The organism is Blautia sp. aa_0143 (assembly GCF_004167315.1).
In the GTDB taxonomy this organism is placed as follows: Bacteria; Bacillota; Clostridia; order Lachnospirales; family Lachnospiraceae; genus Blautia_A; species Blautia_A fusiformis.
The window spans coordinates 16,044-30,270 of record NZ_RCXU01000010.1 but is presented as its reverse complement, the minus strand read 5'-3'; the positions used below and the strand labels follow the sequence as shown (position 1 = coordinate 30,270).

Annotated in this window: 12 protein-coding genes; 6 read left to right on the top strand and 6 right to left on the bottom strand. The window is 46.0% G+C overall.

Annotated elements, in window-relative coordinates:
* Positions 1-37: 37 nt before the first annotated feature.
* Positions 38-1,417 carry an aldehyde dehydrogenase gene (locus tag EAI83_RS06415; RefSeq protein WP_092068534.1) on the bottom strand — a complete coding sequence of 460 codons (1,380 nt, stop codon included), beginning with the start codon at positions 1,415-1,417 and terminating at the stop codon, positions 38-40.
* A gap of 70 nt (positions 1,418-1,487) precedes the next feature.
* Positions 1,488-2,702, bottom strand: a complete 1,215-nt coding sequence (locus EAI83_RS06410) for an iron-containing alcohol dehydrogenase (RefSeq protein ID WP_129974793.1) — start codon at positions 2,700-2,702, stop codon at positions 1,488-1,490.
* A 285-nt stretch (positions 2,703-2,987) separates the two neighbouring features.
* On the opposite strand from EAI83_RS06410, the gene EAI83_RS06405 reads away from it, so the two are divergent.
* Both EAI83_RS06405 and glgP read left to right on the top strand, forming a co-directional pair.
* Positions 2,988-3,905: an AraC family transcriptional regulator gene (locus EAI83_RS06405; RefSeq protein WP_015527280.1), complete on the top strand. Its 918-nt coding sequence runs from the start codon at positions 2,988-2,990 to the stop codon at positions 3,903-3,905.
* A 215-nt stretch (positions 3,906-4,120) separates the two neighbouring features.
* Entirely contained in the window at positions 4,121-6,388 is a 2,268-nt protein-coding gene (gene glgP / locus EAI83_RS06400) for a glycogen/starch/alpha-glucan family phosphorylase (RefSeq protein WP_021652170.1), read from the top strand.
* A gap of 204 nt (positions 6,389-6,592) precedes the next feature.
* On the opposite strand, the gene nudC is transcribed toward glgP, so the two are convergent.
* Positions 6,593-7,429 (bottom strand): NAD(+) diphosphatase, encoded by an 837-nt coding sequence (gene nudC / locus EAI83_RS06395; protein WP_110102902.1) that lies wholly within the window; start codon positions 7,427-7,429, stop codon positions 6,593-6,595.
* 227 nt (positions 7,430-7,656) lie between these two features.
* On the opposite strand from nudC, the gene EAI83_RS06390 reads away from it, so the two are divergent.
* The 4 genes from EAI83_RS06390 (at position 7,657) to EAI83_RS06375 (ending at position 11,291) form a co-directional block, all read left to right on the top strand.
* Positions 7,657-8,382 carry a TraX family protein gene (locus tag EAI83_RS06390; protein WP_242872532.1) on the top strand — a complete coding sequence of 242 codons (726 nt, stop codon included), beginning with the start codon at positions 7,657-7,659 and terminating at the stop codon, positions 8,380-8,382.
* Positions 8,383-8,616: 234 nt separating this feature from the next.
* Positions 8,617-9,855, top strand: a complete 1,239-nt coding sequence (locus tag EAI83_RS06385) for an ammonium transporter (RefSeq protein ID WP_110102922.1) — start codon at positions 8,617-8,619, stop codon at positions 9,853-9,855.
* Positions 9,856-9,902: 47 nt separating this feature from the next.
* Positions 9,903-10,262, top strand: a complete 360-nt coding sequence (locus tag EAI83_RS06380) for a P-II family nitrogen regulator (protein ID WP_015527276.1) — start codon at positions 9,903-9,905, stop codon at positions 10,260-10,262.
* 249 nt (positions 10,263-10,511) lie between these two features.
* Positions 10,512-11,291: a GTP pyrophosphokinase gene (locus EAI83_RS06375; protein WP_021652176.1), complete on the top strand. Its 780-nt coding sequence runs from the start codon at positions 10,512-10,514 to the stop codon at positions 11,289-11,291.
* A 146-nt stretch (positions 11,292-11,437) separates the two neighbouring features.
* Here EAI83_RS06375 and sdaAA read toward each other — a convergent pair whose 3' ends face one another.
* The 3 genes from sdaAA to EAI83_RS06360 are packed head-to-tail and all read right to left on the bottom strand — an operon-like array spanning position 11,438 to position 14,222.
* Positions 11,438-12,307, bottom strand: a complete 870-nt coding sequence (gene sdaAA / locus EAI83_RS06370) for an L-serine ammonia-lyase, iron-sulfur-dependent, subunit alpha (protein WP_021652177.1) — start codon at positions 12,305-12,307, stop codon at positions 11,438-11,440.
* Between the two features lie 20 nt (positions 12,308-12,327).
* Entirely contained in the window at positions 12,328-12,996 is a 669-nt protein-coding gene (gene sdaAB, locus EAI83_RS06365) for an L-serine ammonia-lyase, iron-sulfur-dependent subunit beta (RefSeq protein WP_015527273.1), read from the bottom strand.
* Positions 12,997-13,001: 5 nt separating this feature from the next.
* A complete protein-coding gene (locus tag EAI83_RS06360) occupies positions 13,002-14,222 on the bottom strand; it encodes a dicarboxylate/amino acid:cation symporter (RefSeq protein ID WP_129974792.1) in 1,221 nt (406 codons plus the stop codon).
* Positions 14,223-14,227 lie beyond the last annotated feature (5 nt).

The window sequence follows — 14,227 nt, the reverse complement described above, 5'->3', positions numbered from 1 at the left end:
GGAGGGCGATGCATCAGGCAGCGCCCTCCCTTTATATCTAACGCATAAACAACCGTACCATTTTCTCATAAATCTTCCGATATTTCTGATACCGCATAGGAAGATCGATCCAGGTCTTTTTATCTACAATACTCTTATAATGAGAGAATGTCCGGAAGCCGTCGATGCCATGATAGGAGCCCATGCCGCTTTCACCAAAGCCGCCGAAGCCCATATTGCTGGTTGCCAGATGTATGAGGACATCGTTGATACAGCCACCGCCGAAACCACATCGGGAAGTAACTTCCCGGGCATTTTTTTCATCTTCGGTGAAGATATAAAGAGCCAGCGGATGCGCCATGGAATTGATCTTTGTTACGGCACCTCCGAGAGAGTCATAGGTGAGGACCGGAAGTACCGGACCGAAGATTTCCTGCTGCATGACTGGATCTTCGAAGGTTACGTTATCAAGAACCGTCGGCTCGATCTGAAGTGTTTCACGGTTGGAACCACCGCCGCAGACAGTTTTGGCAGGATCGATCAGACTGTTGATACGGTCGAAATGCTTTTCGTTGATGATCTTTCCATAATTCCGGTTCTTCAGTGGTTCTTTTCCATACTGGCGTGTGATCTGTCTGCGAAGCTCTGCGACCAGGGCTTCTTTGATCTCCGGATCACAGTAGATGTAGTCCGGAGCCACGCAGGTCTGGCCACAGTTCAGGAACTTGCCGAATACGATACGTTTTGCCGCAAGGCGGAGATTGGCTGTTTTGTCCACGATGCAGGGACTTTTTCCACCCAGCTCCAGAGTGACTGGTGTGAGGTGTTCGGAAGCCTTTCTCATGACCTCTTTTCCCACAGACTGGCTTCCCGTGAAGAAGATGTAATCAAAGTGCAGACTGAGAAGATGTGTGTTTTCCGCACGTCCGCCTGTGACAGTTGCAACGTATTTTTCATCGAAACATTCATGGATGAGAAGACGGATCACTTCACTTGTTGCCGGTGAGTAGGCACTTGGTTTCAGGATGACTGTGTTTCCGGCTGCAATGGCGTCTACCAGTGGTTCTATGGTGAGAAGAAACGGATAGTTCCACGGACTCATAATGAGAACCACACCGTAGGGGGATGGTTTGCGGAAACTGTGGGAATGGAACTGTGCCAGTGGAGTTGGAACGGTCTGTTCTTTTGCGTAGGAGCGGATATTTTTCAGCATATGTGTGATCTCGGAGAGCACCAGTCCGGTCTCACACATATAGCTTTCGAAATTACTTTTTCCCAGATCCTTTTTCAGCGCGGCGTGGATCTGATCTTCGTGTTTCCGGATGGAAGCGCGGAGACGTTTCAGGGCGCTGATGCGAAAATCAAGGTCAAGAGTTGCGCCGGAGTAGAAGTACTGGCGCTGTTTATCTAAAAGCTGGTTGATCTGTTCTTTTTCCATGGAATTGTAGTCCTTTCTGAAAAAACTGTATTCGAAATATCGAAAAAATCTTTCTATGCCAATGGCTGTTTTAGCAATTGCCTGCCGGAGGCATCAGTCTGTAATACAGTGTCTCAAGTTCGCCGGCATCCATCAGCACAGGAACCGGGTACAGAGGATTGGCTTCTTTATCTGCGTAATGGGCAAGCTCCGGGATGTCCGTTTCCTGGATTTCCGGGATATAGTCTCCGATGCCATAGCGTTTTTTCATATCTTTTGTTGCATCAATAAACATCCGGGCAGCAGTTTTATCGTCCTCATGTTTATCGCAGAGACCGGCAGTTACGGCAAGGTTGCGGAGTTTGTGAGTGATGGAATCTCCGTATGTTTCCAGTACCATAGGAAGGATCACTGCATTGGCAAGCCCATGTGGAACATTATATTTTCCACCGAGGGAATGTGCAATTGCGTGGACATATCCAACGTAGGATTTGGTGAAGGCACAGCCTGCGAAATAGGAGGCGCGGAGCATATTTCGTCTTGCTTCAATATTATTGCCGTTTGTGTAGGCGGTATCCAGATTTTCAAAGATCAGTTTGACAGCATCCAGGGCATTTTTTCTTGTGCCAGGTGTAGTGGAATTTCCAATGTAGGCTTCCACTGCGTGAGTCAGGGCATCCATGCCGGTGGTAGCTGTGATAAACGGCGGAAGGCTTAAAGTCACTTTCGGGTCAAGGACTGCATAGCGTGGGATCAGCGGAAAATCGTTGATGGCATATTTGTGCCGTGTTTCTGCATCGGTAATGACAGCAGCAAGTGTTGTTTCACTTCCTGTTCCTGCAGTCGTGGGGATGGCGATGAGAAGAGGAAGCTTTTTGTGGATCTTCAGGATTCCCTTCATCTGAGCAAGAGACTGGTGTGGCTTGGCAATGCGGGCTGCTGTGGCTTTTGCACAGTCCATACTGGAACCTCCGCCGAAGCCGATGATCGCCTGGCAGTCATTGTCCAGATACATGTGAAGGGCTTCGTCCACATTGACGGTTGTTGGATTGGCAACGGTTTTGTCGTAGATGTGGTAAGAGATGCAGCTTCGCTTCAGTGTCTGCTCCAGCCTTTCTGTAAGGCCAAGGCTTCGGATCCCTGCATCTGTGATGATGAGTACATTGTTATAGTTTCTTTTTTCCAGAACTTCCGGAATACCTTTGACGCTTCCGATGATCTTCGGATTGCGGTAAGGAAGCAGTGGAAGGGCGAATTTAAAGACATTCTGGAAAACCCGGCAGTAAGCTTTTTTTAATGGATTCATGGTAGTTTTCGTTCCTTTTAAAGTCAAATTATTTTATTCTAAATATTATATATAGCAGTTGGAAGGGGAAAAGTCAAGGTTGCCGTTTATGGAAGTGCATCGCGAAGCGTGTTGCTGAGAACAGAGTAACCGTAACGTCATAAAAAAGAAAACAGGAAAATATAATATTGTCATGGTTGTAAATATCCTTTACACTAAGGGAGTCAAACAGAATCATTATGCAAGGATTGGATATCCAGCGGAAGGCAAATGTCCGCAGGATAGATATTGATCACGGAGGAAATCATGCCAGAAACAGACACATCCGCAAAAAATCCTCTTCATGTATCCGAAGTGGATGATAATTTAAAAGAATTAAGCCCTCACGGTTCCTTTGAGCTGCCGGTGGAAACCTATATGGCGAACTGTGAGATCTTTCATGCATTGTATGACCACTGGCACAGTGAGATGGAGATCATGTATATTGAAAAAGGCAGTGGCTTTGCCAGACTGAACCGGGAGAGCATCCGCCTGAAAAAGGGGGATATCCTGATCGTGAACTGCGGAGTTCTCCATAGTATGCGCACGGATCTTAAGAAGCCTCTTTATTATAAGAGTGTGGTTTTCAGCTTGGGCTTCCTTGCAGGTCAGCCGGGAGATATCTGCCAGGAATGTGTGGTATCACCATTAATAGAAAACAAGGCAGAATTCTGCCATCATATAGAAGAAGGAGATTCCGGATATGAGAAGCTACGGGAAATTTTTCTGGAGATCCATGACTGTCATACGGAGAAGAAGCCATATTTCTATGTGAAGCTGAAAATGCTGTTTTTTGATTTCTTTTATGAGATGCTGACGAAGCATTATATTATCCCGGTAAGCACAGAGCAGAACAAGAGCCTTGCAGCAGTAAAGGAAGTGCTGGATCATATCAGCCTTCACTACCAGGAGAATCTTACCGTTTCAGAGCTTTCCGGACTTTCCAATTACAGTGAGTATTATTTTATGAAGCTTTTCCGCCAGTATACGGGAAAAACCCTGGTGGAATACATCAATGACTTCCGTATGGAGAAGGCGAAGTATCTTCTTACGCATTCCGATGCACCTGTGACGGAGATCGCCATGCAGGTGGGATTTAACAGTACAAGTTATTTTATAAAGAAATTTCAGCAGTCCAATAAGGTTTCACCGCATAAGTACAGGAAGAGTATGAGACAGATCTGAGACAGATCCCGAAACAACCGCATATGTACCGGTTATGTTTTTATGCAGAGCTACAGTAAAAAGTGAAAAACAGTCTGACAAATATCTTGCATATCATGACAGGATTGTTATATTTTTGAAAAGAAATGCGTGATATCCTAATATCATCAAAAACAAAGCAAACAACCTTGTAAAAACATATTTCATCCCATCAAGATCCATGAAAGGAGATCAAAATGGAAACATTAAGCAAAGTATTTGAAGACAAGTATAACAAAAATGTAAAAGATTGTACAAATGAGGAAATCTATCATGGACTTCTCTCCTGGACAAAGGAGCAGCTGAAGGGCCGCGGCTACCAGGAAGGAAAAAAGAAAATTTATTATATTTCCGCAGAGTTCCTTATCGGTAAGCTTCTTTCCAACAACCTGATCAATCTGGGCGTTTATGATGAAGTTGCGAAATATCTTAAAGAAAACGGAAAAGAGCTTTCCATGATCGAGGAGATCGAGCCGGAGCCATCTCTTGGAAACGGCGGACTTGGCCGTCTGGCAGCATGCTTCCTGGATTCCATTGCAACTCTGGGACTTCCGGGAGAAGGAATCGGACTTAATTATCACCTCGGACTTTTCAAACAGGAGTTTAAGGATCATCTTCAGTTTGAGACACCGAATCCTTGGATCCAGCCGGAGAGCTGGCTTACAGATGCAGGCGTTTCCTATTATGTCCCATTTAAGGGCTTTATGCTGAAATCCACACTGTATGATATTGATGTTGCAGGCTATGAGAACAAAGCAATCAAGCTTCGCCTTTTTGATATTGATATTGCAGACGAGAGCATTGTGGGCGAGGGAATCTCCTTTGATAAGAAGGATCTGCTCCACAATCTGACACTGTTCCTTTATCCGGATGACAGCGATGATGCAGGAAGAAAGCTTCGTATCTATCAGCAGTACTTCATGGTAAGCAATGCGGCACAGCTGATCCTGGATGAGGCAACAGCAAAAGGCTGCAATCTTCATGACCTTGCCGATTACGCAGTGATCCAGATCAACGATACACATCCGAGTATGGTAATTCCGGAGCTTATCCGTCTCCTTACAGAGCGTGGAATCGAGTTCGAGGAGGCATGCGAGATCGTATCTCATGTATGCGCTTATACCAACCATACCATTCTTGCAGAGGCACTTGAGAAATGGCCGATCTCCTATCTTGAGGAGGTTGTTCCGGATCTGATGCCGATCATCCGCAAGCTGGACGAGCGTATCAAAGCAAAATATCCGCAGGAAAATCTTGCCATCATCGACAAGAACGACCTGGTACACATGGCACATATGGACATCCACTACGGATTTTCCATCAACGGTGTTGCATCCCTTCATACCGATATCCTGAAGGAGACAGAGCTTCATCAGTTCTATGAGATCTATCCGGAGAAATTCAATAACAAGACAAACGGAATTACCTTCCGCAGATGGCTCCTTCACTGCAACCATCCGCTGACAGAGTACATCACATCCATGATCGGTGACGGCTTCCGCAAGGATTCCTTTGAGCTTGACAAGATGCTTGGCTTCAAGGGAAATCAGGACGTTCTTGCAAATATCCTTAAGATCAAGCAGGATGCAAAGAAGAGATGTGCGGAGTTTATCAAAGCCAACACAGGTGAAGAGATCAATACACACAGTGTTTATGATATCCAGATCAAACGTCTTCATGAGTACAAACGTCAGCAGCTGAATGCACTTTACATCATTGACCGTTACCTGAAGATCAAGGCAGGCGAGAAGCCGCAGCGCCCGGTAACCTTTATCTTCGGTGCAAAGGCAGCTCCTGCATACGTTATCGCAAAGGATATTATCCACCTTCTCCTCTGCTTACAGGAGCTTATCAACAATGATCCGGAGGTTTCTCCGTACATGAAAGTTGTTATGGTGGAAAACTACAACGTAAGTGCAGCAGAGAAGCTGATCCCTGCCTGCGATATCTCCGAGCAGATCTCTCTTGCTTCCAAGGAGGCCAGCGGAACAGGAAACATGAAGTTCATGCTCAACGGTGCTGTAACACTGGGAACCATGGATGGTGCAAATGTGGAGATCAGCCAGCTGGTAGGCAAGGATAATATCTATATCTTCGGAGAGTCCAGTGAGCAGGTTATCGAACACTATGAAAAGGCGGACTACTGCTCCAGAGATTTTTATGAGAAAGACGAGCGCATCCGTCGTGCAGTAGACTTTATCGTAGGAAACGAGCTTCTTTCTATTGGAAGTGAGGAGCATTTAAGAAGACTGCATCATGAGATCGTAAGCAAAGACTGGTTCATGACTCTTCTTGACTTCGAGGATTATGCGAAGGTGAAAGATCAGGCACTGTCCGATTATGAGGACAGAACCGCATGGGCAGAGAAAATGCTTGTAAATATCGGAAAAGCAGGATACTTCTCTTCAGACAGAACCATCGAAGAGTACAACAGAGATATCTGGCATCTGACACCGGAGAAATAAAACGGTTTTAGGCAGATTGCTCCGACTCGGAAGAAAAATAGAAAAATAGAAAATAAAAACACCGGCATTCATCGGAATATGTACTGGGGCTGAGATGTCAGAGATGATCTGGCAGCCTGGACAGGACATGTTACAGATGAATGGCCGGTGTTTTTTGTGAAATTGGTTACGAAAAATTGTTTACGGAATCAGGCAAGCGATACTTCAGGCTTTTCCATGCTTAAATGCCATCATCATTTCCTTGGTAAGGCTGATATTATCTCCTTCATCCGGAATGTCTTCCCGGTCGAACCAGGAGGCCATGGAAAGCTCATCGTGGTCTACAGTCAGAGTGTCGTCGCCATCCAGATCACAGTAGAAGCCAAACAGAAGGGTTCCGGAGAAGGACCATGGCTGGCTCTTGTAGTAGCGGAGATTTTTGACCTTTACGCCGATCTCTTCCATAACTTCACGGTGAACGGTCTCCTCGATGGTCTCACCAATCTCGGCAAAACCTGCGATCATGGCGTAGCGGGTGTGAGTTCGACCCTCATATTTGGAGAGAATCAGCTTGTCGCCGTTGGTAACGCCTACGATCACAGCCGGAGAAAGCACCGGATATTCACCGTTTCCACAGGCAGGGCAGATCATCTTGCGCTCATGTTTATCATGTACCATCGGTTTGCCGCAGCAGCCGCAGAAACGGCGCTTGCTGTACCACTGAAAGAGCTGATATCCGGTGATTCCTGCGAAAGCCAGATACTGTGGCTCCGCTGTGCGGAGAACTCTTGTGATCTCAAACTGATAACCAGGAAGGAGACTGGTGTCAAGATCCGGGATCAGATAAAAATGCTCTTCGTCAATGGAGAAGAGATAGATATAATTCTCATAGAGATTTTCAACTTTTCCTTCCAGCTCTCCAAAGCTTGGAAGAGTCATAGTCTCGCCATCTTTTTTCATAAGGATCTTTCCTTCTTCATAGGCGAGGATGTGGCTTTCTTTATCCGGGGCCACAGGTTTGTACTCATTGTGATAGGTATGTGGTGCGATATCCTGGATCATGATCGATAATTCCTTTCCGAATTTATTGTTTTACAGTGTTTGCTGAGAAGTTTTGCCATATAAAATACAGCACGCTTTCTACAGTATAAGCTTACCTTAAGAAAAAGGCAACTCCAGCAATAACAAAAAAAGTTGTATGAGTCAGAAAATCAGTGTAAGATAAATGTATTATATTGTGCAGAAGATGTGAAAGATCTGAAAATTTTTCTGCACAGAAGGAGAAGATCATGCCAACAACAGAAAAGCCGGGACTGACCCGGGATGCCATTAAATATCTGGCAATTTTTACCATGCTTCTGAATCATATCGCCAACGTGCTTCTGCCGGAAAACACGATCCTGTGGGAAGTGTTTATAGACATTGGCTACTTCACAGCCATTACCATGTGCTATTTTCTTGTGGAAGGTTTTTACTATACACATTCCCGGAGAAAATACGGTGAAAGGCTTCTGATCTTTGCCGGAATCTCCCAGGTTCCCTATATGATAGCCTTTGGAAATTCACAGCTGAATATGATCTTTACTCTGTTTATCTGTTTTATGATCCTGGTTGTTCAGGAAAGGATGATGGCAAGTAAATGGAGAATTCCACTTCTGATCCTGCTTCTTTTACTATCCGTTTGTTCGGACTGGGCAATCCTGGCACCGGTTTTTACCATCTGGTTCCATGAGAGCTGGGGGAACAGGAAGAGGATGATAACAGCGTACGGAGTCGGTGCTGCCCTTTTTGTGCTGTTTAACTACAGCTCCTACGTGGAAAAAATGGCAGCCGGACCGGCAATGATCCATGCTCTGTTTTCGGCAGCAGGGATCGTAGCATCAGGAATCATCATCCTGTGCTTCTATAATGGCAAAAAATCCGAAAAAGCACCGAAGTTTTCCAAGTGGTTTTTCTATATTTTTTATCCGGCACATCTGCTGATTCTGAGCATAGTCCGTGTTATAGTACAGTAAGAGATAAAATAAAATCTCTCCAATATTTATAACCGGATAGATTGCCGAAAATAAATTTCATATCCACATAAAACATAGTAATTCTGTAAGAAAACAGAAAAATAGCGAAAAAACTCTTGAAAACCCACAAATTATCTGCTATGCTAACTGACATGACAAAGGCGTCTGGAAATTGAGTTTCCAGGCGCTTTTTGCGTTGCAGAATAATTGAGGGAATCGAGGAGGAAATGAATGATGAATGCAGGAGATACCGGCTTTATACTGATCTGTACAGCCTTTGTGTTCTTTATGACACCTGGGCTTGCGTTTTTCTACGGAGGACTGGTCCGCAGGAAAAATGTGGTAAATACCATAATGGCCTGTGGGGCGATCATGGGACTGTCCGTAGTTATGTGGACATTGTTTGGATATTCGCTGGCATTTGGAGGAAATCATGGCGGGATCATCGGAGATTTTCGCTGGTTTGCGCTGAATGGCGTAGGCTGGGAGCCGGGACCTTATGCGGATACGATCCCGCATCTGGTATTTGTGGCGTTCCAGATGATGTTTGCCATGATCACACCGGCACTGATCACCGGTGCCGTGGTTGGAAGAATGCGTTTTAAGGCGCTGTTTTTCTTTATTGCGATCTGGTCTTTGATTGTGTATTATCCAATGGCACATATGGTCTGGGGAGACGGTGGATTTCTGGCAGCCATTGGCTCTGTGGACTTTGCAGGAGGAAATGTGGTACATATCAGTTCCGGTGTCAGTGCACTGGTTCTTGCCATTTATCTTGGACAGAGACGAGGCTATGCAAAAGCAACCTATCGTACGCACAATATCCCGTTTGTATTTCTCGGGGCAGCCATGCTGTGGTTCGGATGGTTCGGCTTTAATGCAGGAAGTGCGCTGAAGGCAGACGGCCTTGCGGCACATGCCTTTATGACCAGTAGCATTTCTTCTGCCTGTGCACTGCTGACCTGGATGCTGATCGAGGTGATCCGCGAGGGAAAACCGACACTGGTTGGTGCATCCACAGGTCTTGTTATCGGACTGGTAGCCATTACACCGGGAGCTGGTTTCGTACCGGTATGGGCATCCTTTATCATTGGGATCCTGGTAAGCCCGATCTGTTACTTTACTGTGATCCTTTTGAAACAGAAGCTGAAGATCGACGATGCCCTGGATGCTTTTGGCTGCCATGGTATCGGTGGTATCTGGGGAGGAATCGCAACAGGTCTTTTCGGAAAAACTTCCATTAACTCTGTTGCAAAATGGGATGGCCTTGTGTTTGGAGATCACCGTCTGTTCCTGGCGCAGGTATTGAGTATTGTGATCACCATTGCGGTTGCCATTGTGGGAACTCTGATCTGTATCGGGATCGTGCGTATCTTTACACCGCTTCGTGTAGATCCGAAGGAAGAGATGGTCGGGCTGGATGCATCCCAGCATGGAGAGAATGCATATCCGTCATTTAATGGATTTGACTGATAAAAGAATTTGTCCGGCAATGATCGTGTGAAAATGGAGGAAATCGTATGCTTATAAAAATAGAAGCAATCGTAAGAGAAGAAAAAATGGAAGATGTAAAAGCAGCGTTAAATGAGATCCAGGTTAACGGTTTTACAGTAACCCAGATCATGGGCTGCGGAACACAGCGAGGCTACACGGAATATGTCCGTGGCTCCAAGATCGACGTATTTCTGAAACCGAAGATCAAATTTGAGATCGTAGTATCATCCGAGGACTGGGAGATCAAAGTTATTGATGCTGTGCAGAAAGCCGCGTTTACCGGTGATCCCGGTGACGGCAAGATCTTCAGCTATGAGATCCGTAACGCTGTTCGTATCCGTACAGGTGAGACCGGATACGATGCGCTGCAGTCGGAATTTCTGTAAATTGTTTTAGTCAAGCGGATATTCGTGATCTGCTTCGCTACTTGTCTGATTCGGTTAAAATAAAATTATGTATGAAAAAATCCTTCGGGAAGTCACGGGTATATCAGAAGATAGGATCCTGAGACTTTTCGGAGGATTTTTTACCATAGATTTAACAATAGCCTTACGTTGATTTGATGAAAAATATCATGTGTCGGGTATAATATATATGATGAACAAGAAAAATAATAAATATAATATAAGACAAGCATGACAAAAAAGAAATCAAAGAAAAAAATAAGGAAAAAACAGAAATCCTTTAAAACGGGATTGGCACAGGTCAAAGAAGAGAAGGAAAAGGAAAATCCGGATCAGGAAGCGGAGAAAAGCAGAAAGCCGGATCCGTTGGAACCGGAGCATCAGAAGCTGGCAAAAGAAAAAACTGCAGCGATCGACAGTTATATCAAAGATGCGGATTATCGCCTCCGTTGTAAGGCTGCCATCGATATCCTTATGGCGAAGCTTAAGATGATCAATGCAGAGCTTTCCGGGCAGAAAAAGCGTACTGTGATCAGTCAGACTACCAGTCGGATCAAAAGTGCGGAAAGTATTTATGCGAAGCTTCTGAAAAAGGGGTTGGAACCGGATTTTGACACAGCCAGGAAAAACCTGAAGGATCTCATTGGAATCCGCGTGGTCTGTCCTTTTGAGGATGAGCTTTACCAGGTGGCAGAATTTCTGGAAATGCAGAGAGATATCGAAATCATCCGGATCAAGGACTATATCAGAAATCCAAAGAAAAACGGTTACAAAAGTCTTCATCTTATTGTAAAGGTTCCGATCTATTCTGCGGACGGTGAACAGAAGGAGCTGGTGGAAATACAGCTTCGGACCATTGCAATGGATTACTGGTCTGTGTTAGAATACGAATTGTATTATAAAAAAAGAGATAATGCGGAAATTGAATCAGAATTAAAAAAATATGCAGAAGAAATTGCAAATCTGGACTACAGAATGCTGAAATTGAGAAATAAGATCGAGAAGATCTGATACATAAAAAACAGCAGAGCTGTAAAATGTCCGCATGCCCAAAAGAAAACGGAGAATTCCTGGAAAAAGAAGTTCGGGAATCCTCCGTTTTGTTGTTTGAGTTGTTTCAGTTGAAGCTCTGTTTATTATGTGTTATACCCTGTTCATTAACTGCAAAGATGACACTTCTCACAGGCAGACGGTGTGGCCGCACAGCCGCCGAGAGCAGTTTCACGAAGCTCTGCAGGGAGCTTTTTGCCTACGGTATACATGGTATCGATCATCTCATCCAGAGGGATGAACTGGGTGATACCGGCCAGTGACATTTCCGCTGCGATAAGGGCATTGGAAACACCGGCTGCATTACGGTTCTGGCAGGGATATTCCACCAGGCCGCCTACCGGGTCACACACAAGACCGAGCATATTCATAAGAACGGTGGAAGCCGCATAAGTACACTGAAGAGGTGTACCGCCAAGAAGTTCCACAGCAGCGGAAGCAGCCATTGCGGAAGCGATTCCGACCTCAGCCTGACATCCGCCGACAGCACCTGCAACTGTTGCATTACGCATGGCAAGATAGCCGATGGCGCCTGCATTAAATAGTGCCTGGCGGATCTTTTTATCGGAAAAGCCGTAGACCTCCTGAAGAGCAAGCATCATTCCGGGAACGATCCCGGCACTGCCGGCAGTAGGAGAGGCAACGATAAGTCCCATGGAAGCGTTGGTCTCAAGGGTTGCCATAGCGTAGGTGATACCCTTTCCGAGAACATCTCCGCACAGGCTTTTTCCCAGGTCATGAAATTCGCAGAGTCTTCGGGCTTCACCGCCGATCAGTCCGCCCATAGATATCACCGGATCTTTGATGGGGGAAAAAGCAGCGTCCTTCATGATCTCCAGAACACGGTCCATGCGCTGGTCCACGATTTCAGCAGTGGTTTCACCGAGAAGGATCTCACGCTGGCGCATTACTTCGGAAATCGGAAGCTTTTTTTCCTGGCAGAGAGCAAGGAGTTCCTTGGCATTTTTGAAATCCATAAAACACATCCTCCTTTTCCCTACATCTGAACAACCATGACATCATGGATGTTGGTGTTCCGGTGAATGCTTTCTACGATATCTTCCGGGAGATGACCGTCGGATTCCACGATGGTATAGGCCGTGGTTCCTTTGGATTCACGGAAGAGACGCATGAAGGCAATGTTAATGTTACGTTCACTTAAGCATCTGGTGATGTAGGCCACAACACCAGGAGTATCCTGATGGATCACGATGATGGCACTGTATTCGCCGGTGAAATCCACCTTTACGTGGTTGATCTCCACAATACGGACCTTGCCGCCGCCCAGCGATTCCCCCCGGACTGTCATTTCCTGTCCCTGTTCATTGACCATATGGATATCTACCGTGTTGGGGTGTACATCCGTTTCCGCTTCATTTGGAGTAAAGGAAAAGTCGATCCCCTGTTCCCTGGCAATGTCAAAAGAATTCCGTATACGCATGTCATCTGTGGAAAAGCCCATGATCCCGCCAAGGAGGGCACGGTCTGTACCGTGTCCCTTGTATGTTCTGGCGAAGGAACCGTAAAGGATGAATTCTACTTTTTTCAGGGGCGGCGTGATCATCTTCTGGGCAAGGAAAGCAATACGCGCAGCCCCTGCGGTATGAGAACTGGAAGGGCCGATCATGTTGGGACCCATAACGTCAAATACACTGATAAAAGACATTTTGCTTAATTCTCCTGTGGTGTTTTTGCGATAAATTTCTTATAAATAGTGTCAACGATCACGCCGATGGCGTTGTCACCGGATACATTGCAGGCAGTTCCGAAGGAATCCTGGGTAATGTAAAGGGCAACCATGATAGCACAGATGGCACCGTCCGGATCACCGGCTTCCGCTCCGAATACCATGTAAAGGAATGGAAGGGCAGTCATGATGGAACCGCCGGGAGCACCGGGAGATGCAACCATGGCAACACCGAGAGTCATGATGAACGGAACGATGATCCCGAGACTGATGGGCAGCTGGTTCATAAGGCAGACTGCAGTAGCACAGGCTGTGATGGTGATCATGGAACCGGCCATGTGGATGTTTGCACAGAGCGGTACTACGAAGTTGCGGATCTGCTCACATACGCCATCCTTCTTTGCACATTCCAGGTTGACCGGGATGGTAGCTGCGGAAGACTGGGTTCCCAGAGCAGTTGTGTATCCCGGAATCTGATTTTTGATCAGAGTGAAAGGATTCTTTTTGCTGACAGTACCTGCAATCACGAACTGGATCGTAATGCAGATCAGGTGCATGATGATAACAACAAGGAATACCTTCCAGAGGATGCTTAAGATGGCAAAGGTTTTTCCGGAAATAGTCATATCTGTGAAGGTTCCGCAGATGTAAAGCGGAAGCAGCGGGATGATAATGGTATGAAGGACTTTGTCAATGATCTTGGAAAAGTCGCTCATTCCGTTATAAAGGCTGTTTCCCATTTCTTTTCCACGCATGGAAGAGAGGCACAGTCCCATGACAAAGGCAAGGGCAACAGCAGAAAGAGTATCCATGACCGGTTCCAGTGTGATAGAGAAAAACGGTGTCAGAGATGCGTCTGCGGTAGCTGCGATCTGGTCCAGTGCACCTTCACTCATAAAGTGCGGGAACAGGCTGGATGATACCAGATAGGATGCGGAACCTGCGATCAGAGTGGAGCCATAAGCCAGAGCCACTGTGATCAGGAGAAGCTTTCCGGCACCCTGTGAAAGCTCCGCAATACCCATGGTCACATAGGCAAGGATCATCAGCGGGATGACGAATTTCAGAAAGGTACTGAAAAATCCGGAAAGGGTTACAACAAAGCGACAGAAGCCTTCCGGAAGGAATTGGCCGAACAGGATACCTACGATGATGGCAATGATCAGCTTTGGCACAAGTCCGATCTTGATTTTTTTCTTTTCCATTTGGA